Below are 25,118 nucleotides of genomic sequence, written 5' to 3' on the forward strand. Positions count from 1 at the left end.
GAGACATCACAACTACCGCGTTAGGCTTGCGCGCATGTCATTGCACTCGCCTTTGCCGCGCGCTTTTTATGCAGCCGATGCGCGCACCGTTGCGCCACTGCTACTCAACAAGGTTCTGGTGAGTGCCGACGGCCGCCGCGGCCGCATCACCGAAGTCGAAGCGTATTGCGGCAGCGAAGATGCCGCTGCGCATTCGTTTCGCGGCATGACCCCACGCACGCAGGTGATGTTCGGTGCGCCCGGGCATTTGTATGTGTATTTCATCTACGGCATACACTGGGCAATCAACGCAGTGTGTGGCGGCGCGCCCGGGCACGCGGTGTTGATCCGTGCGCTGGAACCGCTGGCCGGCTGCGATGCAATGCACGCCGCACGCGGCGCAGCGCCGTTCAAATCGCTGACCACCGGTCCAGGCCGCCTGGCACAGGCCTTTGGCGTGAGCGCAGTCGATAACGGACTGGACCTGACCACTGGCGTGGCGCGCTTGTGGATCGAGGACGACGGCACTCCGCCACCAGCGGCACCGCTTGCCGGCCCGCGCATCGGCATTCGCAAGGCCGTGGAATTGCCGTGGCGCTGGGTCGTGCCTGGCAGCGCCTATCTGTCGCGCCCGCTGCCACGTGTGAGCGGCGCACGCGCATCAGTAACCGGCGACTGAGCGAGCCATTGCTGCAGTGGCGTCTGCTCGGCGGCGCCCGGCCCACGTTGCAGCAATTGCAATGCCTGCTGGCCGTGCTCGTGTGAGAGCTCTTGCAGCGGCTGGAAGCGATCGCCGCTCCAGGCGGCCATCGGCAGGCCGTCCAGAAACGCCACGCGATTGCCGGGCACGCGCGCGATGCGTTCGCCGGGCAACAGATTGCCGAGCAGATTGGCCGGGTCACTCGCGCTGAGGCAGATCCACTGTTGCGCCAACGGTTGCGCGCGCACGCGACGCATCGCGGCAATGGCATCGGGCAACGCGAACTGTTCGCCGGACACGCCGGCAATAAAACGCCCACCACGCAGTTCGCCACGCGCTTCCAACCGCTGATACACACGCAGTAATTCGCGCCAGGGCGGCAGCCAGGCGGCCTCGCGCTCAAGCAGCCGCCAACACACCACGCCATAGCGGCGCAGCAACGCGCGCGCCACGTGCTCCAGCATTTCCTGGTGCAGCTCGCTGGCCTCGGCCAAGGGCAGCGCCGGCAAGTTGCGCACCGGCGCCCAACGGCCGGCATCGCGGATGCCCAACGCACTGGCACGCCGGCGTTGCCGCGACAGTGCCGAGGGGCGCTTCGACGCCGGCACCAGCAGTGCACGCAGGCCGGCATAACTGTCGCAATGCACGCGCCCGCGCATCACCAGTTCGCTGAGCGCATCTTCCAGCTCGGTGGCCATAAGCCGCGCAGCATCGGCAATCTCGTCGAAGAACAGCGCGCCCTGCTCCTGCAGCACCTCCACCACGCGCTGCGCACGTGAGCCCAGCGGCGCGTCATCGTCGGCGCGTGCCAGGGCATTCCAGCGCTGCGCTTCACGCCGCGGCAGCAGCACGATTGGCGTGCCGCGCAACGCATTGCCGCTGCGCCCACCGCCTGGACGCAGGCGCGCCCATACCGTGCGACCGGCCGTGCACAGTTCGTCCAACCACACGGGTTGATAGTCGCGCACGCGCGCGGGCAGCAGCTCGCTTTCCCAGAGCGCGGCCGGCGCCTCGAAACCTTCCAGCTGGCCAACGATACCGGCCAGCGCGTCCGGCCCGGCCACGCGGTGATCGGCATCCAGGTGCTGCCATTCGAACAGGAAACGTGCGTAATCGCGCTGCGAGACCGGTTCGATCTCGCGGCGCAAGCGCCCCAGCGTGTAGCGATGGATGCGCGCCAGCAGATGCCGCTCGCACCATTCCTCGTCCTGCGCCTGCGCACTGAAGCGACCCGCCATGACATAGCCCTCGCGCTGCAGCCCGATCAAGGCGAGCTCGACCTCTGCTGCCGGCAGGCGCATTGCGCTGCACAGCGCAGACACCTGCGCGGGCCCCAGCGCCGACAGGCGCCCGCGCACCAGCTCACGCACCGCCCACTCGCGCTGCCAGTCGTCCACACGGCAATCCGGTGGCGCCTGCAGTGGCGGCTGCGCCACGGCCTGCGGATACAACGGTGCAAACCACTCGATGCGCTCGGCGCTGATCCACAGTGCAGCGCCGTCATCGATCGCCAAACAGGTGGCGCGCCCGGCCGCCGACAACGCCGACAGCCATGCCTGCCACTGTGTATCGAGGGCTTCTTCCACCGGCAACACACCCAGGCCCACCAGCGCCTCGTGCATCTCTTCGGCATCGCGTGGCTGCGGCCAGGCTTCTTCGCGCACGGCAGCAATCGCCTGCGGATCCAGCTGCCCCAAATCATCGCTGCTTTGCGGCGTGTAGCGCCTGCCCTGCACGGCCTGGGTGCGCCGCTCTTCCAGCGGTGCATCGTCGAGAAAGGCGTACGGACGTGCATTCAAGGCTTCCGCCGCCAGCGGCGACGGCGCGGCCAGGTCACGTGCCACCAGCGTGATGGCGCCGGATTCCAGGCCGCGCAACACCTGCAGCCAACCCTCGCTATCCATCGATTGATGCAGGCAATCTTCCAGCGTCTGCGCCACCAGCGGATGGTCCGGCACCTCGCGCTCGCCAACCAGATTCTCCGCACATGCCACCTGGTCCGGGAACACCGTGGCCAGCAGGTCTTCGGACTTCATCCGCTGCAGTTGCGGCGCAACCTTGTTGCCGCCGGAAAAGCGCGGCAGCGCCATCGCATTGGTGGCATTCCAGCGCCAACGCACACCGAACAGCGGCGCGTCCAGCAACGCCTGCACCAGTACGTGCTCGGCCGATGCGGAATGCAGATAACGCGCCACCTCTTCCAGCGCAAAACTATGGCTGGTGGACAGCGACAATACGATCGCGTCCTCGGTCGCGGCAGCTTGCAGTTCGAAATTGAAGGTGCGGCAGAACCGCTTGCGCAAGGCCAAGCCCCAGGCGCGGTTGATCCGGCTGCCGTAGGGCGAGTGGATGATCAACTGGGTGCCGCCGGTGGCATCGAAGAAGCGCTCCATCACCAGACGGTGCTGAGTCGGCATCGCACCCAATGCCTGACAGGCGTTCGCCAGATACTCCACCAGTTGCTGCGCTGGTTCCGCGGCCAACCCAACCTCATTGCATAGCCATGCCTGGGCGCCGGCATGCCGTGCACCGTCGAGCCGCGTGGCAATCTCTTCGCGCAGGCGCGACACCGCCAGCGACAATGCATCGCTGCGGCCTGGCGCCTCGCCCAACCAGAACGGAATATTGGGCGGCGCCCCCTTGGCATCTTCAACCCGCACCTTGCCCGCATCCACGCGCAGGATGCGGTAGCTCGCATTGCCAAGCTGGAAGACATCGCCGGTGAGGCTTTCGACCGCGAAATCCTCGTTCACCGTGCCGATGTTTTCCGCCTGTGGCTCCAGCACCACGCTGTAATCGCCGGTTTCGGGAATGGTGCCGCCGGAGGTGAGCGCGGTCATGCGCGCGCCACGCCGCGCATGCAGGCGGCGATTGACCGCATCGCGGTGCAGATAGCCAGCGCGTGGCCCCAGCCGGGTGCTGAAGCCCTCGCATAACATCCGCACGACCGCATCGAAGGTGGCGCGGCTCAGCGTTGCGAATGGCCAGGCGCGGCGCACCAGCGCAAACAGTGCATCTTCGTCCCAATCTTCGCAGGCGGCTTCGGCGACGATCTGCTGCGCCAGCACGTCGATTGGCGCGAGCGGAAACCGCAGCGCATCCAGTTCGCCACGGCGGATGCCATCCAGCAGCGCGGCGCATTCGACCAGCTCGTCGCGCGTCTGCGGGAACAACCGCGCTTTCGGTGTGCCGTCGACCGCATGCCCGGACCGGCCGGCGCGTTGCAGGAAGGTGGCGATCGAGCGCGGTGAGCCGAGTTGGCAGACCAGGTCCACATCGCCGATATCCAGGCCCAGCTCCAGCGATGCGGTGGCTACCAGCACGGTCAATTCGCCGGCCTTGAGTCGGCGCTCGGCCAGCAGCCGCGTCTCGCGCGACAGGCTGCCGTGATGCGCCGCCACGCGCTGCTTGCCCAGCAGCTCGCCCAAGTGGCGCGCAGCCCGCTCGGCCATGCGGCGCGTGTTGACGAACACCAGCGTGGTGCGGTGCTGTTGCGCCAGCGCAGCGACCTCGGCATACACCTGCAGCCATTGGTCGTTGGACATCACCACGCTCAACGGCGTGGGCGGCAGCGCCAATGCCAGATCGCGTTGACGGGTGTAACCGATATCCACGATCTCGCACGGCGGCGTCGCGCCGTCCTCGCCAACACCCACCAGAAACTGCGCCACCGTGTCGATCGGCTTCTGCGTTGCAGACAGACCCACCCGCGTGATGGGCTGCTCGGCCAACCGCTGTAGGCGCTCCAGGGTCAATGCGAGATGGCTGCCGCGCTTGTCCGCTGCCACTGCGTGGATCTCGTCCACGATCACCGTGCGCACATGGCGCAACGCGTTGCGCCCGGAGGCCGAGCCCAGCAGCACGTACAGCGACTCCGGCGTGGTCACCAGAATATGCGGCGGCACACGACGCGCCTGGGCCCGCTCGCGCTGCGGCGTGTCGCCGGTGCGCACCGCCGTACGCACCGGCACATCGGGCAGGCCCTGCGCCAGCAACTCCGCACGGATGCCCTGCAGTGGCGCCTCCAGATTCAGATGGATGTCGTTGGACAAGGCCTTGAGCGGCGAGACGTAGATCACCCGCGTTTGGTCCGGCAGCGCACCGCCCTGGGCCAGGCCGTCACGGATCAACGCATCGATCGCTGCCAAGAACGCGGTGAGGGTCTTGCCGGAGCCGGTCGGCGCCGCCACCAGGGTATGCCGCCCGGCCTTGATCGCCGGCCACGCGGCGATCTGCGCCGGGGTGGGCGCAGCAAAGGTCCGCCCGAACCAGGCGGCGACCACGGGATGAAACTGCTGCAGGACTGGATGCATGGGCGGGGCCCGAGGCGCACCAGGCAGGGCCGTGCGGCACTCGGTGTCGACAGGGGCAGAATTCTAGTGATGGGGTTTGCCGACTGCCAGAACAAGCCAGCCGCTGTGGGCGCGGTGAATTGTTTAATGGCGACCACCGCAATCGCGCGGTGCTTGGGCACGCATGGCATAGGCAAGCCGAATCCCCTCGGTAAAGCGCAGTCCTCGGTGCGCATCCTGCGAACACGCCGAATGCCTGACCACACAACGCCGGCTGCGCGCACCGCTCGCGCTTGCCTGGCGACTGCGAGCGCTGTGATCACTAGCCTCGCGCCAATCTGCACGCGACAGCACCGCAACGCTGCGGCCCGGCACCCGCGATTGTCCAGCGCCTGCGCGACATGGCACATTGTCGGCATGCCCAGCCTGATTCTCTTCATGATTGCCGGCGCCGCGCTCTATGCGTTCTGGAACGCGTCGCGTGCCGCAGCCGAACGCGCCGAGGTGCTCGGCCGCAATGCCTGCCGTGCAGCCGATGTGCAATGGCTGGACCAGAGCGTGCACTCCACCAACCTGCGCATCTGCCGGATGCCCAACGGCTGGCTGGGATTCGAGCGCACGTTTCGCTTCGAGTATTCGCACGATGGCGTGGACCGCCACAGCGGCCGTCTGATCCTGCGCGGTGAGCAGCTGATTGCCTTCACCGGCCCACAGGTAGCGACCGTGCGGGCATTGCATCCGGAGCAACAGCGCCTGGAGTGATGGGCACCGATCCGGTGGCGGCGCTGGCTAGCTAGTGGCGTCACTGCACCACAATCTCGGCAGCGCGCCGCAGCAGCAAGATCCGCCAAGACGTCGTGTGTCGCAACGACACATCAAGCGGGCGAAGGCATGCCGCCGGGCAGCGGCTCGTAACCATCTCCCCGGCCACTCAACCAACGCAGCTCCCGCTTGCCCTCCTGCCGCAGGTAGTCCTGCGCCAGTGCGAACAACGGCTGCGCCAGGTCAGCCTGCGTCAACAGGCGCAGCGTGCCGTTGGCCTCGATGTTGAGGAAATGCGCCTCTTCCGGCGTGTCGGTGTAGCTACGCGCAATCAGACCGATCCCGCCATCCACGAAATGATAGATGTCGTACTCGTAGTCATACGCGTACTCGCCGGACGCATCCGGCGCGCTGCAATCGATGTGGCGGACGCGCGAGACCTGCATCGGTGCAGTGCTCGGCAACGTCCGCGACCGCTTACTTGACCACGCGCAGGTGCGGGCGCTTGCCGGTGCTCGGCGGTTCGTCCGGTGGTGGCGGGCTCGGCGGTGACGGTGTACCGGGATCCGGCGGCTCGGTGCTGGTGCCCGGGATGTCATCCGGCAGTGCCATGCCCTGCCCGGTCTCGCGTGCATACACGGCCAGCACGGCCGGCATCGGCACCATCACCGGATAGCTCACGCCACCAAAGCGCGCGGTAAACCGCACGCTCTCGTTGTCGACATTCAGGCCAACCACGGCACGCTCGGCAATGTTCAGCACCACGCGGCCGTCCTTGACGGCACTGGCGGGCACCTGCACGCCGGGCAGCCCGGCATCGACCAGGATATGCGGCGTCATGCCGTTGTCGTTGATCCACTCCACTAAAGCCCGCAACAGATACGGGCGGTGGCTGGTCATGCGGGGGAAATCTTCGCTCATTGCGTCATTTTACCCGCACACGACGCGCAGCGGCGGCGGTGCCATCGGAACTCGGTCTGTTGGCATACAGCCGCACCATCAACCCGGCATGTCGCGCAGTTTCTTTTCCTGATCGGTCAGGCTGCGGATGAAGCCGGGATTGCGGAAGATGCGGTTGCCATAATCCTCGATCGCCTTGCTGTCCTTGGGCAGGCTGATCTCCAGCGCATCCAGCCGCCAGATGATTGGCGCCATCGCGCAATCGGCCAGGCTCATTTCAGGATTGAGGAAGAACTTGCTGGCCTTGAACAACGGCACCGAGGCGGTCAGCAGTTCCTTCAGGCGCTTGCGCCCGGCTTCGGCCTGGGTCTTGTTGCCCAGCTGGATCGCCTGCACCTGCGGCACCCAATCGTGCTCGATGCGCAGCATCGCCAGACGCAGGCGCGCACGCGACAACGGGTCGACCGGCATCAGTGGCGGATGCGGGTAGCGTTCGTCGAGGTATTCGCTGACCACCGAGGCGGCGTAGAGCACCAGGTCGCGTTCGACCAGGGTCGGCACCGAGTGGTAAGGATTGAGATCGATCAGATCTTCCGGAGGATTCTGCGGGTCGACTGACACCAGGTCGTAGGTCACCCCTTTTGCCGCCAGGACCAGTCGGACCCGGTGGCACAACACATCATCGTTGGACGAAAACAAAGTCAAGGTATTCCGCATACGCACACTCGTCGCCATTCAAGGCTCTCCGACGACCGGAATCCGCCGGCCGCATCGGTGCGGCCGGCCCAACGCCGACCGTCACCACGGTCCATCGAGTGTGCAATCACGTCACGCAAAAGCCAATAGTGCTAAGGACACGGTCGCCGCACTGGCGGCGCCGTATCCGGCTTTTGGGCGTGATCAGTGCACGTCCTTCCAGTATTCCTTCTTCAGCAGATACGCGATGAAGGTGAGCAGGGCCAGGAACAGGATCACCCACACGCCCATGCTCTGCCGCTTGAGCGCTGCAGGCTCGCCGGCGTACTCCAGGAAGTTGGCGATGTCGCGCACGGTCTGATCGAATTCCACCGGCGTCTGCCGCCCCGGCTGGCCGAGCTTCAATGCCTGCACCGGGCGATCGCCGGTGGCCTTGTCCGGTGGGCCGAACTGCGCCTGTTGCAGGCCTTGCAGCTCCCACAGCGGGTTTGGCATGGAGGCATTCGGGAACAGTTGATTATTCCAGCCCATTGGACGTGTCTGATCCAGATAGAACGACTTGAGGTAGGTGTAGACCCAGTCGGTGCCACGCACGCGTGCAATCAGGGTCAGATCCGGCGGCGCCTTGCCGAACCACTTGGTGGCCGCATCGTGCGGCATGGTGCCTTCGATGTGTTCGCCCACCTTGGCGCCGGTGAAATTGAGGTTGGCCATGACTTCGGCCTCGCTCAACCCCAGGTCGCTGGCCATGCGCGAGTAGCGCAGATATTTCAGCGAGTGGCAGCCGGAGCAGTAGTTCATGAACAACTGCGCGCCGCGCTGCAGCGATGCGCGGTCGCCCAGGTCGTTGCCGGCCTGTTGCACCGGCCCGCCCTCTGCCGCCAGCGCACCGCCGGCAATCAGCACACCACACAGCAAGGCGACCACGTGCGACTTCCATGACCTCACAGTGGGCTTAGTCATGTGTGGTCACCCGCTCCGGTACCGGTTTGGTTTTGTCCAGCCGCGTCCACACCGGCATGGTGATGAAGAACGCGAAGTACAGGAAGGTCAGCACGCGCCCCACGTAGGTTTCATGCGCGTCGGTGCCGGGGCCGGAGCCAATCACGCCCAGCCACACGAAGCACACCACCAACACGGCCAGCGCCACCTTGGAGATCCAGCCGCGGTAGCGGATCGAACGCACCTTGGCGCGGTCCAGCCACGGCACCAGGAACAGGATGGCGATGGCGGAGAACATCACCAGCACGCCGCCGAGCTTGTTGGGCACCACCCGCAACATCGCGTAATACGGCGTGTAGTACCACACCGGCTTGATGTGCTCCGGCGTCACCAGGCGATTGGCCTCGGTGAAGTTGTCATGCTCCAGGAACAAGCCGCCGAAGGCCGGCGCAAAGAAGATGATGAAGGCGGCGATGACCAACAGGAAGCCGACGCCGACCAGATCCTTGACCGTGTAATACGGATGGAACGGAATGCCATCGGCGGGCTTGTGCGCATCCCAGCGGTTGCCCTTGGGCCCCTTCTTGATATCCACGCCGTCGGGGTTGTTGGAGCCCACTTCATGCAGCGCGCCCAGGTGCAGCACGATCAGCAACAGCAGCACCAGCGGCAATGCGATCACGTGCAGCGCGAAGAAGCGGTTGAGCGTGGCATCGCCGGGCAGGTAATCGCCCATGATCCATTCGGTCAGCCCATTTCCGATCACCGGAATGGCGCCGAACAACGAGATGATCACCTTCGCGCCCCAGAACGACATCTGGCCCCAGGGCAGGACGTAGCCCATGAAGGCTTCGGCCATCAGTACCAGGTAGATCAGCATGCCCAGGATCCACACCAGTTCGCGCGGCTTCTGGTAACTGCCGTACATCAGGCCGCGGAACATGTGCAGGTACACCACGATGAAGAACAGCGAGGCACCGGTGCTGTGCATGTAGCGGATCAGCCAGCCCCACTCCACGTCGCGCATGATGTATTCGATCGACGCGAAGGCATCAGCTGCGCTGGTCTTGTAGTGCATCGTCAGGAAGATGCCGGTGACGATCTGGTTGACCAGCACCACCATCGCCAGTGAACCGAAGTAGTACCAGATGTTGAAATTCTTCGGCGCGTAATACTCGCTGACATGCTTGCGATACACCGGCATCAGGCCGGGCGCGCGTTCGTTGACCCACTCGAACACGCCGTTGGCGGTACGAACCAGGATATTGCTCATCAGGCAGCCCCCGTGCTGTTGGCCGGCTTGCCGGCTGCGTCCGGATCAACGCCGATCACCAGCGTGTTGTCATCGACATAGTGGTGTGGGGGCACCAGCAGATTGATCGGTGCCGGCACGCCATCGAAGACGCGGCCGGACATGTCGAAGCGCGACTTGTGGCATGGGCAGAAATAGCCGCCCTTCCACTGCGGGTCATAGGGCTCGGGCCGGATCTCGGCCACCATCTCCGGCGAGCACCCCAGGTGCGTGCACAGGCCGACCAGGACCGAGATGTCGGACTTGATCGAGCGGTACTCGGGGTTCTTCAGCACGTAGTCCGGCTGCTGGTCCTTGTTCTCGGATTTTGGATCCTTGAGCCGGTCGTCCAGGGACGGCAATGCATCGAGCATCGCCTTGGACCGCTTGACGATCCAGATCGGTTGGCCGCGCCATTCCAGGATCAGCCGCTGGCCTTCCTGCAAAGCGCTGATGTCGGCGGTCACCGGTGCGCCGGCCAACTTGGCACGTGCACTGGGATTCCACGACTTCACGAACGGGACTGCGAGAAAACCTGCTCCGACCGCACCGACCACGGCGGTTGTCGCGGTCAAAAACCGACGACGTCCTGTGTCGGCAGGTGCGTTAACCCCATCGTTGGCCATCCGGCTCTCCGATCTTGATTAGGTAGCGTGAGGCTGCCAGCGGCTGGCGGGGGGTCCAGCCGCGATGAATCGACCGCAGTGTAGCGGAACGCTTAATGCACAGACAATGCAATGTACGCAGTCGGGCATGCGCGATGCAAACCCTCTCGTGCATCGGCATGCAGGCGGGTGTGGCGAAGCACACCCGCGTGGGCCACGTGCGTGATGCAGTCCATGAAACCGCGCAGCTCAAGGCGCGGCGCGCGGCGATGCAGGCATGGCCGGAGCAGCGCGCATGCGAGCAGCACACGCGTGCAATCGCATTGCACTGCATCATTGGGCGTCGGTGTCGTGCATCATGCGTGCCGTGCACGCACGCGCGCACTAATTGGCGGTGGAGGCCTGACCGCGATAGCGGCCAGCTAGCAGGCCGACGCGTTGCACGTAGCGCTGGGTCTCGCTATAGGGCGGCACGCCACCATAGCGATCCACCGCTCCCTCGCCCGCGTTGTATCCCGCGGCGGCCAGGGTGAGATCGCCGTTGAAACGCTTCAAGAGCCACGACAGGTATTGCACCCCGCCGCGGATGTTCTGCCCCGCATCGTAGGCATCGCTGACCCCGAACCTGCGCGCGGTGCCCGGCATCAGCTGCATCAGGCCTTGTGCGCCGGCGCGGCTCAGGGCCAGCGGGTTATACGCGGATTCGGCATGGATGATGGCGCGCACGATCGACTCTTCGACCCCGAACTCGCGCGCGGCGGCAGCGATCTCCTGCTGGTAGGCACTGGTGTTGAGCCGGATCGCCCCGAAGTTGACGTCCGGCTTGGCGCCACAGGCGTAGCAGGTCTCGATGAAGCTGTAATGGATGGTGCGCAGGCCTTCGATACTGGCCACCTGGCGCGGGCGCGCACTGGTGTAGTGCCGCACGCCGTCCTTCATATACGAATACACCTGGCCGCTGACCACCCGGCGCGGGTTGACCGCAGCCGCTGCCGGCAGTGGCGCGATGGCGCTCTCGGACACGGGCATGCTGCGGCCCGCCGGCAGCGGCGCGCTGACGACCTCGGCCGTGCGGCGTGCGCTGACCGACGGGCTGATGATGGTGGCCGGGGCGCCGCTGTTGATGTCGGGCACCGCACGCGCCGGGCTGGCGGCAAGGCGAGCGGACGACCGACTGGCCGAGCGGTCTGGCGTGTACTGGCTGATGATGCTGCAGGTGGCGCCGCTCTGGCGCTTGCTGACGTAACTGGCAATGCCATCGGCGCTGACACACTTGTACAGCGTGCCGGCGCTGGCGGGCGCAGCCGCTAACGTGACAAACAGTAGCCCCAGTGTTCTTGACATCCCCTTCATGCGGCGGAGTGTCCCAGCTTGCCCGGCACTTGCCAAGTGTCCTCGCCGGTGCTTGCCGGCAGGCGCTCCAGCCGGGTCCGCAGCTGCGTCAGCGCGTCGCACAACGGGGCGCGCAGGTGATCTGGCGCTAGCGCCTCGAACGGCTCCTCGAGCAGCAACAGGTTGGCCGCCAATGCCGACAGGCTGGGCGCGCCCAGGCCCAGCCAGCAGTGGTCGGCGCCGTCCGCCTCCAGCGCGCCCAGCCAGGGGGGCACGCGGGCGGCCAGTTCCTGCAGGCTGCCGCGCAGGCGCACCCGGGCCCGATGTGGAAACGGAGCCTCGCCGATCGCCTTGCGCAGCAGCTGCAATGGCTCGTCTGGCAGCGCGCGGGCTTGCGCCTGCATGCCGGTGGGCTGGGCCTGATCGATGCGGTCCGCGCGCAGGGTGCGCCAATCCTGGCGTTCGCAATCCCAAGCCAGCAGGTACCAGCGACGGCCGTAGTTCACCAGCAGGGCTGGCTCGACCCGGCGGCGGATCTGCTCGCCGGAATGGCGCCGGTACTCCAGCTGCAAGGTGATGCGATCGCGGCAGGCCCCGGCCAACAGGGCCAGCATCGCCGCGTCCACCAGGCTGCCTGGCGCGGCGGTAGGCAGGCTGGCCATGGCGGCATGCGCGGCGCTGGCGCGTTGCTGGTGGCGGCGCGGCAGCAGCGGATCGAGCTTGGTCAGCACACGGGCTGCCGCGTCGTCCAGCCCAGAAATGGCCGGGGCGGCCGCGCGCAGCGCAATGGCCACGGTCAGCGCTTCGTCTTCTTCGAACAGCAGCGGCAAGGCCGCCGCGCCGTGCCCCAGCCGGTAGCCGCCGCCGATGCCGGATACAGCGCGGATCGGGTAACCCAGCTCGCGTAACCGCTCGATATCGCGGCGCACGCTGCGCGGGTGAATTCCCAGGCGCTCGGCGAGAGCCGCGCCCGGCCAATCCCGCCCGTTCTGCATGAGCGCGATCAGACGAAGCAAGCGGGCTGCGGTGGAGGCCATGCCGGCACCGTATTGCGGACAGAAACTGTCCGCAAGTGCTCGGTAGGCTGCATGTCTCGTCTTCCTTCCAGCCAGGAGCTTCCGATGCATAGCGACCGCCACATCACCCTGTTCCACAATCCGCAATCGCGCTCGCGCGGAGTCCTGGTGCTGCTGGAGGAACTTGGCGCCGACTACAGCCTGCAGCGGCTGGATCTGGAGCGCGGCGACCAGCGCGATGCCGCGTTTCTGGCGATCAATCCGATGGGCAAGATTCCCGCGATCACGCATGGCGACAGCGTGGTGACCGAACAGGCGGCGATCTACCAATACCTGGCCGAGCTGTACCCGGATGCCGGGCTGTCGCCTGCGCCGGGCGACCCGGACCGCGGCGCCTATCTGCGCTGGCTGGTGTTCTACGGCTCGGCCTTCGAGCCGGCCCTGATCGACAAGGCCATGAAGCGCGATGCACCACCACGCTCGCTATCGCCATGGGCCGACTTCCCCACCGTGCTGGCGGTGGTGGATGCCCAGCTGGCCAAGGGAGACTATCTGCTCGGCGCACGTTGCTCCGCCGCCGACGTGCTGTGGGGCAGCGCGCTGGACTGGATGGCCGGCTTCAAGATGATCGACCCACCTGCCCCGACCCTGGCCTACATTGCACGCATGGCCGCACGGCCAGCGGTGGCGAGGGCCGCGGCGGTCGATGCCGGCGCCTGAGCGCCACCGGGGCAGCATCAGCGGGTAAACTGCGCGGCTCTCTTCTACCCGCCTGGAATAAGCGCCATGCCCGGGACATCCGTTTCCGATCTGCCGACCACGGCCACCGCCGTGGACGCGCCCGCCCTGCTGCCCCTGCCCGTTGGCCGCCCGCAAGCGCCTGCCGTGGTGCGCGGCAAGCTGTACATCAAGACCCACGGGTGCCAGATGAACGAGTACGACTCGGCCAAGATGGCCGACGTGCTTGCCGCGTCCGAAGGACTGGAGCTCACCGACAACCCGGAAGACGCGGACGTGGTGCTGGTCAACACCTGCTCCATTCGCGAAAAGGCGCAGGAAAAGGTGTTCAGCCAGTTGGGCCGCTGGAAAGCGCTCAAGGCAGGTGGCAAGCCGGTGATCATCGGCGTGGGCGGCTGCGTGGCCTCGCAGGAAGGCGAAGCGATCGTCAAGCGCGCGCCGTACGTGGACCTGGTGTTTGGCCCGCAGACCCTGCACCGGCTGCCGGAGTTGATCCGTGCGCGTCGTGAGTCCGGCAAGTCGCAGGTGGACATCAGCTTCCCGGAGATCGAGAAGTTCGACCGCCTGCCCGAACCGCGTGCCGATGGCCCGTCGGCGTTCGTGTCGATCATGGAAGGGTGTTCCAAGTACTGCTCGTTCTGCGTGGTGCCATATACACGTGGCGAAGAAGTCAGCCGGCCGTTCGAGGACGTGCTGGTGGAAGTGGCGCAGCTGGCCGCACAAGGCGTGCGCGAGATCAATCTGCTCGGCCAGAACGTCAATGCGTATCGCGGCGCGTACGGTGCCGATGCTGGCGAGCCGGCGCAGTACGCCGATTTGGGGCTGCTGATCCGTACCATTGCGCAGATCGACGGCATTGGCCGGATCCGCTTTACCACCTCGCACCCGCTGGAGTTTTCCGATTCGCTGGTCGATGCCTACCGCGATGTGCCGCAGCTGGCCAATTACCTGCATCTGCCGGTGCAGGCCGGCAGCGACCGCATCCTGTCGGCGATGAAGCGCGGCTACACCGCGCTGGAATTCAAGTCCAAGATCCGCAAGCTGCGCGCGGTGCGGCCAGACATCTCGATCAGCTCGGACTTCATCGTCGGCTTTCCGGGCGAGACCGACGCCGATTTCGACAAGACCATGAAGTTGATCGAGGACGTGGGCTTCGACCAGAGCTTCTCCTTTATCTACTCGCGTCGCCCGGGTACGCCGGCATCGGATCTGGAAGACGACACCCCCGATGCGGTGAAGCAGGCGCGCCTTGCACGTCTGCAGGCGCATATCAACGCGCATGCAGCCGGCATTTCGCAACGCATGGTCGGCAGCGTGCAACGCGTGCTGGTAGAAGGCCCCTCGCGCCGTGATGCCAATGAGCTCACCGGCAAGACCGAAAACATGCGCCCGGTGAATTTCCCGGGGAATCCGCGCCTGGTGGGCCAGTTTGTGGATGTGCTGATCACCGAAGCACTGAGCAATTCGCTGCGCGGGCGCATCCAATTGGACGACAGCGCGGCCTGAGCGGGCAGCGCGCATTCTTGCCCTCCGGAAGACCCCACACGCTGATGCAGTTGGCGTGTGGGAGTCGCCCAGGTGCAGGCCGACGCAGTGCTGCGCCATGGCGCAAGCATCACGCGCCGCGGTGGTTGTGAGAAATGCGCGCAAGGAAGAAATAATTATGGCCGGATGGCCAATGCGTCATCGACTAGCACGCCGTGGCACCCACGGTTCTGCACCGCAGCGATATAGCGCTGACATGCACGTCCATATGCATCGCTTCCCAGTGCAGCATCGCAGCGACGTGCTCAAACACGCGCCACGCGTCCTGGTCATTTTTTCGCCACGCAACTGCAGGGCCTTGTCGCAGTAAGCGCATCGCCACTTACCCACAGGCTTTGGCGAAAACCATCCACATCCGGTGTGGACAACCTGCCACCCGCTGGTCATTTTTTCGCCACATGCTGTGCGAGCCTTGCGGCAGTAAGGCAAACCGAATCTATCCACAGGTTACTGGTACGACGCTCCACACCCGGTGTGGAAAAGTCCTGGCTGCGCTCTGCACCTATGCACGACGCGGTGCTGCGCCGCCCGGTTTGCTGGTGGGATCACGCCCCCCGCGCTACCCTTTTACTCCCGTCCTACCGACGCCGCATTGCGCGGTGTCCGATCCAATCATGAACTCACCAGCGTCCCGCGATTTCACCCTCGACCCGGCCGATACCGAGCGCCTGGCCAACCTGGCCGGTCCGTTCGATGCGCACCTGCGCCAGATCGAGCTCAAGCTTGGCGTGGAGATCGCCAACCGCGGCAACATCTTCCGCGTCACCGGCCCGGAGCCGGCCGTCGATGCCGCGCAGCATCTGCTGACCGCGCTATATGACGAAGCCGCCTCCACCACCTTCGACAACCACGCCATCCATCTGCGGCTCAACGATGCCAATGTCGAGCAGGTGGCGCAGCGCGCATACGAACCACAGGACGTGGCGATCAAGGTCAAACGCGGCACCGTGCGTGGCCGCGGCGCCAACCAGGCCAAGTACCTGCACGCGATCACCACCCACGACATCAATTTCGGTATCGGCCCGGCCGGCACCGGCAAGACGTTCCTGGCCGTGGCCAGCGCCGTGGAAGCACTGAACGAGTCGCGCGTGCAGCGGCTGATCCTGGTGCGCCCGGCGGTGGAGGCTGGCGAGAAGCTGGGCTTTCTGCCGGGCGATCTCAGCCAGAAGGTCGATCCCTACCTGCGCCCGCTATACGACGCCCTGTATGAAATGCTGGGCGTGGAAAAGGTGGTCAAGCTGCTGGAAAAGAACGTCATCGAGATCGCTCCGCTGGCCTACATGCGCGGGCGCACCCTCAACGACGCCTACGTGATCCTGGACGAGGCGCAGAACACCACCATCGAACAGATGAAGATGTTCCTGACCCGCCTGGGCTTCGGTTCCACCGCGGTGGTCACCGGCGATCTCACCCAGATCGACCTGCCCAAGCACGTCAAGTCCGGGCTGCGCGATGCCATCGACGTGCTGCGCGAGGTGGACGGGGTGAGCTTCACCTTCTTCGACGCCCGCGACGTCGTGCGCCACCCGCTGGTACAACGCATCGTCACGGCGTACGAAAAGCACGATCTCGCCCACACGCCGGCCGAACCCGCGGCCTGAAATCACGCCGATGCAGGCACCGCCAGGTGTCCTGCGCCCAGGTGGTGCGTCGCAATGTCGGCGTGACGCAGGCATCTGCGCAACCCTGGCCATGCGACGACATCGCTTCGCAGTGCCAGCGTTGCCCAGTAGGTCGAGGGCCTGCACCTGACAAGGATCCAGTGCGTTATCTGACCGCTGCAGCACGGATGTGCCACTGACCTGCACGTGTTGGCCCGCAGCCCAGTGGCCGTAAACTAGCAGGACGTTTCGCACAGGAAGTGCCCATGTCCCGTGACTGCTTGCTGCTTTGCGTCTATTTGCTGAGTGCGGTGCCCACGACGCTGTTGGCCAAGCCCAAAGAGGCTCCAACTTCACCGCGCGCCTACATCGAAACCAGCTATCTGATCGCACCCAGAACAGTAGGCCCGTTCTCGCTGGCCCGCAGGGCCTACAACCCGGGCGCCAACGCCGCCGGCGCCGCTTTCCATTACGCGATGTCAGGCCAACCGGATCTGTCGATCGATGTATTCGTCTACCCACTCGGGCAGCGCGATCAGACGCAAGCCATTGCAGAGGGCATGGCGGCATTTCGCAAAGACCTCGCGTCGGCAGTGACGCAGGGCAGCTATTCGCGTCTGGACGAGCTGGACCAGACCACACTTGTGCTGCCGACCAATGATGCGCCTGCCGCCGCGCCCGCCAATGGCACCGATGCCAAGGTCATCGCGGCCATCGCGGATGCCCAGCGGGTTGTCGGGGAAAAGCTGCGCCTCAGAACGCAACTGTCCTCGACCGGCAAGCCGATGCGTTCCAACGGCTATCTGTTTTACAAGCAGCTCTATTACTTCAAGGTGCGTGTGTCTGCGGACGAGGACGCTGTGGCTCAGGACGCTTTCGAGGCGTTGGCGGACCAAGCTGCACTGACCCTGGTTCCAGCAATTCAGGTCACCAGCATCGGCGGGTGCGCCAAGGCAAGCATTCGCGTCGACACTGACGCCACACCTGAGGAGCAGGCCGTGGCACTAGCGCGCCAGATCAAGACCCATCTGGGCTTCAACTGCCACGGCACGCTCAAGGAGGCAGGGATCGAGGATGCAGCGAGAACGGCCGATGTGGTCGAAATCGGGTATGACGCGGGCGACTGGAAGTCGCAGTAAAACAGCACACGCGCGATACTGTTGCTCCTGTCTGATCAGAATGATTGGTGTCCCCATGACCAAAGGTCCGGTCCGCCTCGACGTCGGAGTCAGCTATGCGCTGCCGCGCACCGGGCTGCCGTCGTCGGTGAGTTTTCGCAAGTGGGTGGCGGCCGCGCTGAAGGGGCGGATCCGCGAAGCCGATCTGGCGGTACGCGTGGTGGACGAGAAGGAAGGCTGCTCGCTCAACCATCACTACCGCGGCAAGGATTACGCCACCAACGTGCTCAGCTTCCCGGCGGAGATGCCGGAGGGCCTGCCCAAGGGCGTCAAGATGCCGCTGCTTGGCGATCTGGTGATCTGTGCGCCGGTGGTGGCCCGCGAGGCCGCCGAGCAAGGCAAGTCGCTGAGCGCGCACTACGCGCACCTCACCGTGCACGGCACCTTGCACCTGCTGGGCTGGGACCACGAGGACGACAAGGAGGCCGACGCGATGGAACAGCTGGAGCGCGAGATCCTGGCCGAACTCGGCATCGACGACCCGTACGCGGGAGAGCGCTGATGCGGCGGTACGTGATGGTCGGCCTGCTAATGGCAGCTGCCTGCCCGGCCTGGGCGCAGACCGCGTCGGTGCGCCCGGATCTGCCGGCGCTGATCGAGTGCCGCCAGCGCATCGGCGACTTTTCTGCACTGGCACCAATCCTGGCCGACCCGCTCAAGGCGGTGGCGCTGGGCTGGGCACCGCAGGCGCAGTCCAACCTGTTCATGACCGAGTACACGCTCAACACGCCGATCACCGTCTTCGGCCACAGCACCAGCCACATCGCGTTTTCCGGTGCCAGCGTCATGGCGCTGCTCGACCTTGCCGACCCGCGCCCGCTGGCCAAGCAGCTGGACCTGGAGCTGGGCGTGGATAACGCCGACAAGGTGATGTATGGGCGCGAGGTGGTCAGCGAAGACACCACCAACCCGAAGACCGGCGAGGCGATGATCGAATCGATCGTGCTCAGCGTGTCGAATGTGAAATCGCACCCCGGCAAGACCGTGGTGGGCTGCGGTTACAGCCTCGACCTGCCCTGAGCGCTGCGCGGCCCCGCTCGCCGGCTCGGCGGCCTGCGTTGCGCGTTCGGTCTGCCTCGACTTGGAATCAGCTACGCGCTCCGGTGCTGAGCCGCGCCGATCTACCGCGATCGGGACGGGATGGTTCCCGCGCGGTCTAGCGTAGACGGCCTGAAGGACACAGGGCAGCGGTGCGTCGCAGCGACCTGGATGCTGGACCCGCCGCCGTGCCGCGCCCACCCGCGCCCCTACGCTCCCTGCCCTGCGCGCCAGGTCAGCCACAGCCCCCAGCCACAGACCACTCACGGCTTCCTGCTAGACTTGGCACTATCGCCTGGTTCGCCGGGTGCCGTTCCCCGTCAAGATGTCCGAAGACGACAGTAGCCAAACCTCAGAATCCCCGGAAAAACGCCGTAGCTGGCTCGAGCGCTTGAGCGCGGCCTTCTCTGGCGAACCGCATACCCGCGACGAACTGGTCGCCCTGCTGCGCACCGCCGAACAAGACGGTCTCATCGCCGCAGACACCTTGCGCATGATGGAAGGCGCGATTTCCGTGTCCGAGCTCACCGTGGGCGACGTGATGATCTCGCGCTCGCAAATGGTGTCGCTGCCGGTGGAAGCGCGCTTCCTCGACCTGATGAAGCAGGTGGTCGAATCCGGCCACTCGCGCTTCCCCGTGCACGGCGAAAACAAGGACGAAGTGCTCGGCATCCTGCTGGCCAAGGACTTGTTGCGCGGCGTGGTGGCCGACAATGGCCCGGGCAACGTGCGCGAACTGCTGCGCCCGGCCGTGCTGATCCCCGAATCGAAAAAGCTCAACGTCCTGCTCAAGGAATTCCGCCTCTCGCGCAACCACATGGCGATCGTGGTGGACGAGTACGGCGGCGTGGCCGGGCTGGTCACCATCGAAGACGTGCTGGAGCAGATCGTCGGCGAGATCGACGACGAGCACGACGATGCCGAAGAAGAGAATTCGCTGATCGCCATCCAGGCAGACGGCCGCTACGTGGTGGATGCGCTGACGCCGATCGAGGATTTCAACGAGCGCTTCGGCGCCGATTTCCCCGATGACGAATACGACACCGTGGGCGGACTGGTCACCGATGCGATCGGGCATCTGCCGGAAACCGGCGAGGAACTGACGCTGGGCCGGTTCGCCTTCCGCGTGGCCAAGGCCGACGCGCGTCGCGTGCACGCCTTCCACGTCACCATCCTGCCGCCTGATCCGCAGGACGACGCTTGAACCTGCGCCAGCGCAGCACCACCGTGGGCGGGCCGGCACGCCGCGCCGCCGCCTGGTGGGCAGGCTGCAGTGCACTCCTGCTGCTCGCCCTGCTGAGCCTGCAGAGCGCCATGGCGCAGGCGCCGCGCATCGGCGTGGCCACCATGCAGCCGGGCGAAGTGTTCTTCGAGCGTTTCGGCCATGACGCCATCGTGGTGGTCGACCCGGTTACCCAGCAGGTGACTTCCTACAACTTCGGTTTCTTCGATCCCGGTGAGCCCGACTTCGTGCCGCGTTTTGCGCGCGGCGAGATGATGTATTACCTGGTGGCGCTGCCGCTGGAAGAAGACCTCGCGCAATACCGCGACGGCGGCCGCGGCGTGAGCATCCAGTGGCTGGATCTGCCGCCGGAACAGGCGCAGGCCCTGGCCGATGGTCTGGCGGTGCGCAGCCGGCCGGAAAACGCGCGCTACCACTACGATTATTTCGTTGCCAACTGCGCCACGATGGTCCGCGACACCCTGGACCGTGCCATGGGCGGCGCGCTCAAGTCGCAATTGGCCGGCCGCTCGCGCGGCAATACCTTCCGCAGCGAAGCAGTGCGCCTGGCCTCCCCTGCCCCATGGATGTGGCTGGGTTTCGACCTGGGCCTGGGGCCGTACGCAGACCGCCCGCTGTCGCGTTGGGAAGAAGCCTTCGTGCCGATGCGCCTGGCCGACAGCCTGACCCAGGTGCACAACAGCGCCGGACGTCCGCTGGTGCAATCCACCCAGGTGCTGTTGCCGCATCGCATTGCACCGGAGCCGGCCGAACAGCAACGGCACTGGTGGCCGTGGTTGCTGGCCGGTGTAATCGTTGCCGCCGGCGCGCTGACGCTGCGCCGCAAGCCACGGCTGCTGGCCGGTCTTGCGCTGCCGTTCTGGTTGCTGTGTGCCATCGGCGGTGGCCTGCTGGTGTACCTGTGGGGCTTTACCGCGCATCAGTCTGCGTGGGCCAATCGCAACCTGTTGCTGGTCAACCCGCTGTGCGTGTTGCTGTGGTTCGGTGGCATCAGGCTGCAGCTTGGCCACCGGCCGGGCCGCTGGTTCAACCTGCTGGCCTGGGTCGTGGCGGCTGGGGCGTTGCTGGCCCTGGTGATTCACTGGCTCTCGTTCCAGGCCCAGGACAACCTGCAATGGGTGATGTTGCTGTTGCCGATCCACGCCGCGCTCGCGGTGGCTTTGCGGCCGCGTGACTTGTCGCTGCGCACGCGCTGATCCACGATGCGGCCATGAACAACCGTCGCCACCCGGAAAACCCCTCCTGCGTCATCACCTGCGCCTATTACGACGGCCACGGCGCGCGCCACGACATCAGCCTGGAACAGATCAGCGACGAGTTACAGCGCCCGGACGGCTTCGTCTGGGTTGGTCTGTACGAGCCGCAAGAATCGGTACTGCGCAAACTGCAGGAAGAGTTCGGCCTGCATGACCTGGCGATCGAGGATGCGCTCAAGGCACATCAGCGGCCCAAGGCCGAGAGCTATGGCAATTCCTTGTTCGTGGTGGTCAACACCGCGCAGCTGGTCAACGAACGGATCCGCTACGGTGAAACGCATGCCTTCCTCGGCGCACGTTTTTTGCTCACCGTGCGCCACGGCGCCTCGCTCTCCTACACGCCGGTACGCAACCGCGTGGAACGCGAGCCGGCGATGCTGCGCATGGGTTCGGCGTTTTGCCTGTATGGCGTACTGGACTTTGTGGTCGACAACTACCTGCCGATCATGGACGAGTTCCGCGACACCCTGGAAGGCCTGGAAAAAGACATTTTCGCGGAGAACTACAAACGCGAAACCGTGGTGCGCCTGTACGAACTCAAGCGCGAACTCAACAAGATGCGGCTGGTGGTGGCCCCGCTGCAGGACGTGCTCTCGCACCTCAAGCGCAATCCCGGCTCGCTGATTCACGGCGAGGTCGGCGTCTACCTGCGCGACGTGCTGGATCATGCTGTGCGCATCAACGACGCCATCGACACCTTGCGCGAAATGCTGGGCACCGCGCTGAGCGTCAATCTGTCGATGGTGACCCTGGCGCAGGGCGAAACCGTCAAACGCCTCGGCGCCTGGGCCGCCCTGCTGGCCGCCCCTACCTTGATCACCAGCTGGTACGGCATGAACTTCACCCACATGCCCGAACTCGACAAACCCTACGCCTACCCGATGCTGGTCGGCGGCATCGTCGCCTCCTGTCTCGTCCTGTATCGCTTGTTCAAGCGCGCACGCTGGCTGTAAGGGCCACCGTGTTGCGGTGGCGGAATGGGGAGTTGGGAATGGGGAATTGGTAGAGCGGTGGTCGCTGAGCTTTTCGCTGGCGACTGCTCCTGGGCGTGGCTGAAGAGCATTGCTCCCGGCTGTTGTTATTGGCCGTCGTTCATGGCCGTCACTTGCGTTGAGCTCTTCGCCGTTGCTCTTGGCTTGAGTCTTCGCTTTCGTTGTTCGCCTTTAGTTTCCTTCGCCCTAAAGCGAGCCAAGCACCGCAGTCACGCGTGGCCGAAGAGGCGCCCTTGTCTGAGCGTAGCGAGCTTGGGCGCCGTGCCGCGCGTGGCGAGGAGCACAGGGCACCGGTGCGGCTTCTCGCAGCGGATCGCGTCGGGCGAGCACGGTTTTGGTAACTTTTGCCAAGACAAAAGTCACCCGCGCCAAAGGCGCGGAAGCTTCGGCTTGGCTTTGCTTGAGCTTTCGCCTTCGCTCCTCGCTCACCTCGCCCTAAAGCGAGCCGAGCACCGCAGTCACGCGTGGCCGAAGAGGCGCCCTTGTCTGAGCGCAGCGAGTTTGGGCGCCGTGCCGCGCGTGGCGAGGAGCACAGGGCACCGGTGCGGCTTCATCGCACCGGATCGCGTCGGGCGAGCGCGGTTTTGGTGACTTTTGCCAAGACAAAAGTCACCCGCGCCACAGGCGCGGAAGCCTTTGCTTCTGCTTTCACTCTGACCTGAAGCTTTGGCGCAATGAGAGCGGCAATTCGAGATTCGAGATTCGCTAGAAGCCAAAGCGAGGTTGCCTACAAATCAGCGGATGAATCAGCTAGACCACCAGCACTGCAAGAGCAACGCAGCCTCACCTACTCTCTGCATATCTTGTCCCAACGGGAAAAGAACCGCTGCTCTTGCAAATCCCGAATCCCGACTCCCAACTCCCCACCCTCAAGCCACATAAATCGTTTTGATATTCATGAACTCATGGATCCCGTGCTCGGCCAATTCCCGCCCGAATCCCGAACGCTTGATCCCACCGAACGGCAACCGTACATCGCTCTTCACCACCGAATTCACGAACGCCGCACCGCACTGCAACTGCTGCGCAACACGCTCACCCCGCTTGGCATCGGCGGTCCATACGCTGCCGCCCAAACCGAAGGTGGTGTCATTGGCCACGCGCACCGCTTCGGCCTCATCGGCGACGCGAATCACCGCCGCGACCGGCCCGAACAATTCCTGCGCGTAGGCGGGCATGCCTGGGCCGACCTGGTCGAGAATGGTGGCCGGGTAACCCGCATGCGACCCCGCCACCGGCTCGCCGCCAAGCAACACCTTGGCACCCTTGGACACGCTCTCCTGTACCTGCTTGTGCAATTCATCGCGCAGGTCCGCGCGCGCCATCGGCGCAAGTGTGGTGGCGTCCTGCTGCGGGTCGCCGAACACGCGCTGCGCGGCGGCAGCAACGAAACGCTCCACGAACTGGTCGGCAATGGCATCCACCACGATGAAGCGCTTGGCGGCAATGCAGGTCTGCCCGCTGTTGTCGAAGCGGGACTGCACTGCCGACTGCACGGTGCGCTCCAGATCGGCATCGTCGAGCACCACGAAGGCATCGCTGCCGCCCAGTTCCATCACGCACTTCTTCAGCTGATCGCCTGCGTTAGCGGCCAGCGAGCGGCCGGCACGTTCGCTGCCGGTGAGCGTGACTGCCGCAATGCGGTCATCGCGCAACACCTCGGCGGCCTGATCGTTGTCGATATGCAGCACGTCGAACACACCCGGCGGAATGCCGGCGGCGTCTAGCACCTCCTTCATCGCATCCGCGCAACGCGGCACGTTGCTGGCGTGTTTGAGCAGTGCGACATTGCCGGCCATCAGGCCCGGCGCGAGAAAGCGAAACGCCTGCCACAGCGGGAAATTCCACGGCATCACCGCAAATACGCAACCCAGCGGTTCATAGCGCACATAGCTGGACTGCGCCTCGGTTGGAATGGCGCGCGGCGCCAGGTACTCGGCCGCATGCTCGGCGTAATACGCACAGCCCTGCGCGCATTTATCGATCTCGGCCAGAGCTTCGCGACGCAGCTTGCCCATCTCCGCAGTCATGATGCGCTGCAGGTCCTCGCGCCGCTTGGTCAGCTCCTCGCCCACCCGCCGCAGCAAGGCGCCGCGCTCGGCCAAGGGCAGCGCTGCCCACGCCGTAAACGCCCTGGCAGAAGCAGCCAGACGCGCCTCGATGGCGGCGGCGTCCAGCGTGTGCTGGGTATGTTCGACCTGGCCATTGGCCGGGTTGACGGTGTCGTAGGACATGATGGTCTCCTGTTACAAGCCCGCCATGCTAGTCGCCGGGAAGTTGCAGTCGCGTCACAACCGCTGCAAATCGCTGCAACGCTGTGTTTACCGCACCGCGCAGTGACGCACCTCCACCGCACAGCTGGCTGATCAATGGCAGCCGGGATGATGCTCCAAGACAAGGTAACGAAAGCAGCCCTGCCCTATGCGCCGGTGCAACCGCGCACAATGCTCCAGCATTCTGCAATGGCAGATTGATCCACCCATGGAAGACCACCACGATGCGCCGGAATCTCATTGTTCTGGTTGTACTTGGCGCCAGTGCGTGCCTTGCTGGATGTGCAGCCCTCCAGGACCTTCTGCGTGACCCGCGGCCCGGCCCGGCCGGGTTTGTCACTGTGAGCTGCACCAGCCTACAGCCCGACCCCGCGCAACCCTGCGAGCAAGAAGCGCTGCGAGCGTGCTCGGACACTGCCATCCGCCAACTCGTCACCGCACGGTCGTCGCCAAACATGGTCCCGATCTTTCCCGATAAGCGAAAGTCCAAGAACGACGGCAAGGACAACCGCAAGGACCGCAACGACGAACAATCCAGCGTGGAGCAACGCGGCTACGACATCAGGGCCGAGTATCAGTGCTACCTGACCAAGCCACAGCCCTGGGACAGCGGATACACGCCTTCGGCCAGGTAAGAACCGCCGATCGACTTGTTGCGCTTATCGGCCGGACTGCGCACTACGGGTTCGGAATCGACTTGCAGCATTCGCACACACCGGTGGCTCTAGCGTTTGCATCT

22 protein-coding genes are annotated in these 25,118 nt (G+C 65.3%); 12 read left to right on the forward strand and 10 right to left on the reverse strand.

The genetic code is table 11. From position 1 onward, the window contains the following. Positions 1-34 precede the first annotated feature (34 nt). Entirely contained in the window at positions 35-658 is a 624-nt protein-coding gene (locus QRM60_RS06280) for a DNA-3-methyladenine glycosylase (protein ID WP_115556220.1), read from the forward strand. Here QRM60_RS06280 and QRM60_RS06285 read toward each other — a convergent pair. Next, positions 598-4,992, reverse strand: coding sequence for a DEAD/DEAH box helicase (locus tag QRM60_RS06285; RefSeq protein WP_285445807.1), 4,395 nt, complete (start codon positions 4,990-4,992; stop codon positions 598-600). The two genes, QRM60_RS06280 and QRM60_RS06285, sit on opposite strands and share 61 nt — an antisense overlap. 396 nt (positions 4,993-5,388) lie before the next feature. On the opposite strand from QRM60_RS06285, the gene QRM60_RS06290 reads away from it, so the two are divergent. Then, positions 5,389-5,733: a DUF3301 domain-containing protein gene (locus tag QRM60_RS06290; RefSeq protein ID WP_050912576.1), complete on the forward strand. Its 345-nt coding sequence runs from the start codon at positions 5,389-5,391 to the stop codon at positions 5,731-5,733. A 113-nt stretch (positions 5,734-5,846) separates the two neighbouring features. On the opposite strand, the gene QRM60_RS06295 is transcribed toward QRM60_RS06290, so the two are convergent. From QRM60_RS06295 to QRM60_RS06330, 8 genes are all read right to left on the reverse strand, one after another. Then, positions 5,847-6,179 (reverse strand): hypothetical protein, encoded by a 333-nt coding sequence (locus tag QRM60_RS06295; RefSeq protein ID WP_042597706.1) that lies wholly within the window; start codon positions 6,177-6,179, stop codon positions 5,847-5,849. 31 nt (positions 6,180-6,210) lie between these two features. Continuing rightward, positions 6,211-6,654 (reverse strand): ClpXP protease specificity-enhancing factor, encoded by a 444-nt coding sequence (locus QRM60_RS06300; RefSeq protein WP_011037463.1) that lies wholly within the window; start codon positions 6,652-6,654, stop codon positions 6,211-6,213. A 78-nt stretch (positions 6,655-6,732) separates the two neighbouring features. Beyond that, positions 6,733-7,368, reverse strand: coding sequence for a glutathione S-transferase N-terminal domain-containing protein (locus QRM60_RS06305; protein ID WP_011037464.1), 636 nt, complete (start codon positions 7,366-7,368; stop codon positions 6,733-6,735). A gap of 165 nt (positions 7,369-7,533) precedes the next feature. Next, a complete protein-coding gene (locus tag QRM60_RS06310) occupies positions 7,534-8,292 on the reverse strand; it encodes a cytochrome c1 (RefSeq protein ID WP_285445808.1) in 759 nt (252 codons plus the stop codon). Then, positions 8,285-9,544, reverse strand: coding sequence for a cytochrome bc complex cytochrome b subunit (locus QRM60_RS06315; RefSeq protein WP_011037466.1), 1,260 nt, complete (start codon positions 9,542-9,544; stop codon positions 8,285-8,287). Before QRM60_RS06315 ends, QRM60_RS06310 begins: the two co-directional genes overlap by 8 nt. After that, positions 9,544-10,188: a ubiquinol-cytochrome c reductase iron-sulfur subunit gene (gene petA, locus QRM60_RS06320; protein WP_011037467.1), complete on the reverse strand. Its 645-nt coding sequence runs from the start codon at positions 10,186-10,188 to the stop codon at positions 9,544-9,546. The genes QRM60_RS06315 and petA overlap by 1 nt, the downstream gene beginning before the upstream one ends. A 363-nt stretch (positions 10,189-10,551) precedes the next feature. Further along, entirely contained in the window at positions 10,552-11,520 is a 969-nt protein-coding gene (locus tag QRM60_RS06325) for a lytic transglycosylase domain-containing protein (RefSeq protein WP_285445809.1), read from the reverse strand. Next, positions 11,517-12,536 carry a WYL domain-containing protein gene (locus tag QRM60_RS06330; protein ID WP_285445810.1) on the reverse strand — a complete coding sequence of 340 codons (1,020 nt, stop codon included), beginning with the start codon at positions 12,534-12,536 and terminating at the stop codon, positions 11,517-11,519. The genes QRM60_RS06325 and QRM60_RS06330 overlap by 4 nt, the downstream gene beginning before the upstream one ends. An 84-nt stretch (positions 12,537-12,620) precedes the next feature. Here QRM60_RS06330 and QRM60_RS06335 point away from each other — a divergent pair, with 84 nt between their 5' ends. The 9 genes from QRM60_RS06335 (at position 12,621) to QRM60_RS06375 (ending at position 22,067) form a co-directional block, all read left to right on the forward strand. Then, on the forward strand, positions 12,621-13,235 hold the full coding sequence (locus QRM60_RS06335; protein WP_285445811.1) for a glutathione S-transferase: 615 nt from the start codon (positions 12,621-12,623) through the stop codon (positions 13,233-13,235). A 66-nt stretch (positions 13,236-13,301) separates the two neighbouring features. Next, entirely contained in the window at positions 13,302-14,759 is a 1,458-nt protein-coding gene (miaB, locus tag QRM60_RS06340) for a tRNA (N6-isopentenyl adenosine(37)-C2)-methylthiotransferase MiaB (RefSeq protein WP_070691160.1), read from the forward strand. A gap of 653 nt (positions 14,760-15,412) precedes the next feature. Beyond that, complete coding sequence (locus QRM60_RS06345) at positions 15,413-16,399, forward strand: PhoH family protein (protein ID WP_115573659.1); 987 nt, start codon at positions 15,413-15,415, stop codon at positions 16,397-16,399. 266 nt (positions 16,400-16,665) lie between these two features. After that, positions 16,666-17,538 carry a hypothetical protein gene (locus tag QRM60_RS06350; RefSeq protein WP_285445812.1) on the forward strand — a complete coding sequence of 291 codons (873 nt, stop codon included), beginning with the start codon at positions 16,666-16,668 and terminating at the stop codon, positions 17,536-17,538. Between the two features lie 55 nt (positions 17,539-17,593). Next, on the forward strand, positions 17,594-18,079 hold the full coding sequence (gene ybeY, locus QRM60_RS06355) for an rRNA maturation RNase YbeY (protein WP_042597712.1): 486 nt from the start codon (positions 17,594-17,596) through the stop codon (positions 18,077-18,079). Beyond that, positions 18,079-18,597 carry a hypothetical protein gene (locus QRM60_RS06360; RefSeq protein WP_285445813.1) on the forward strand — a complete coding sequence of 173 codons (519 nt, stop codon included), beginning with the start codon at positions 18,079-18,081 and terminating at the stop codon, positions 18,595-18,597. Before ybeY ends, QRM60_RS06360 begins: the two co-directional genes overlap by 1 nt. Before the next feature lie 343 nt (positions 18,598-18,940). Further along, positions 18,941-19,819, forward strand: a complete 879-nt coding sequence (locus tag QRM60_RS06365; RefSeq protein ID WP_011037476.1) for a transporter associated domain-containing protein — start codon at positions 18,941-18,943, stop codon at positions 19,817-19,819. Positions 19,820-19,896: 77 nt separating this feature from the next. Then, entirely contained in the window at positions 19,897-21,054 is a 1,158-nt protein-coding gene (locus tag QRM60_RS06370) for a DUF4105 domain-containing protein (RefSeq protein WP_238148549.1), read from the forward strand. 14 nt (positions 21,055-21,068) lie between these two features. Then, complete coding sequence (locus QRM60_RS06375) at positions 21,069-22,067, forward strand: magnesium and cobalt transport protein CorA (RefSeq protein WP_115005067.1); 999 nt, start codon at positions 21,069-21,071, stop codon at positions 22,065-22,067. Between the two features lie 908 nt (positions 22,068-22,975). On the opposite strand, the gene QRM60_RS06380 is transcribed toward QRM60_RS06375, so the two are convergent. Beyond that, positions 22,976-24,340: an NAD-dependent succinate-semialdehyde dehydrogenase gene (locus QRM60_RS06380; protein WP_285445814.1), complete on the reverse strand. Its 1,365-nt coding sequence runs from the start codon at positions 24,338-24,340 to the stop codon at positions 22,976-22,978. A 494-nt stretch (positions 24,341-24,834) separates the two neighbouring features. Here QRM60_RS06380 and QRM60_RS06385 point away from each other — a divergent pair, with 494 nt between their 5' ends. Continuing rightward, positions 24,835-25,014, forward strand: a complete 180-nt coding sequence (locus tag QRM60_RS06385; protein ID WP_225041615.1) for a hypothetical protein — start codon at positions 24,835-24,837, stop codon at positions 25,012-25,014. Positions 25,015-25,118 lie beyond the last annotated feature (104 nt).

This window comes from Xanthomonas sp. fls2-241-TYG-148 (assembly GCF_030208815.1).
Classification (GTDB): Bacteria; Pseudomonadota; Gammaproteobacteria; order Xanthomonadales; family Xanthomonadaceae; genus Xanthomonas; species Xanthomonas campestris.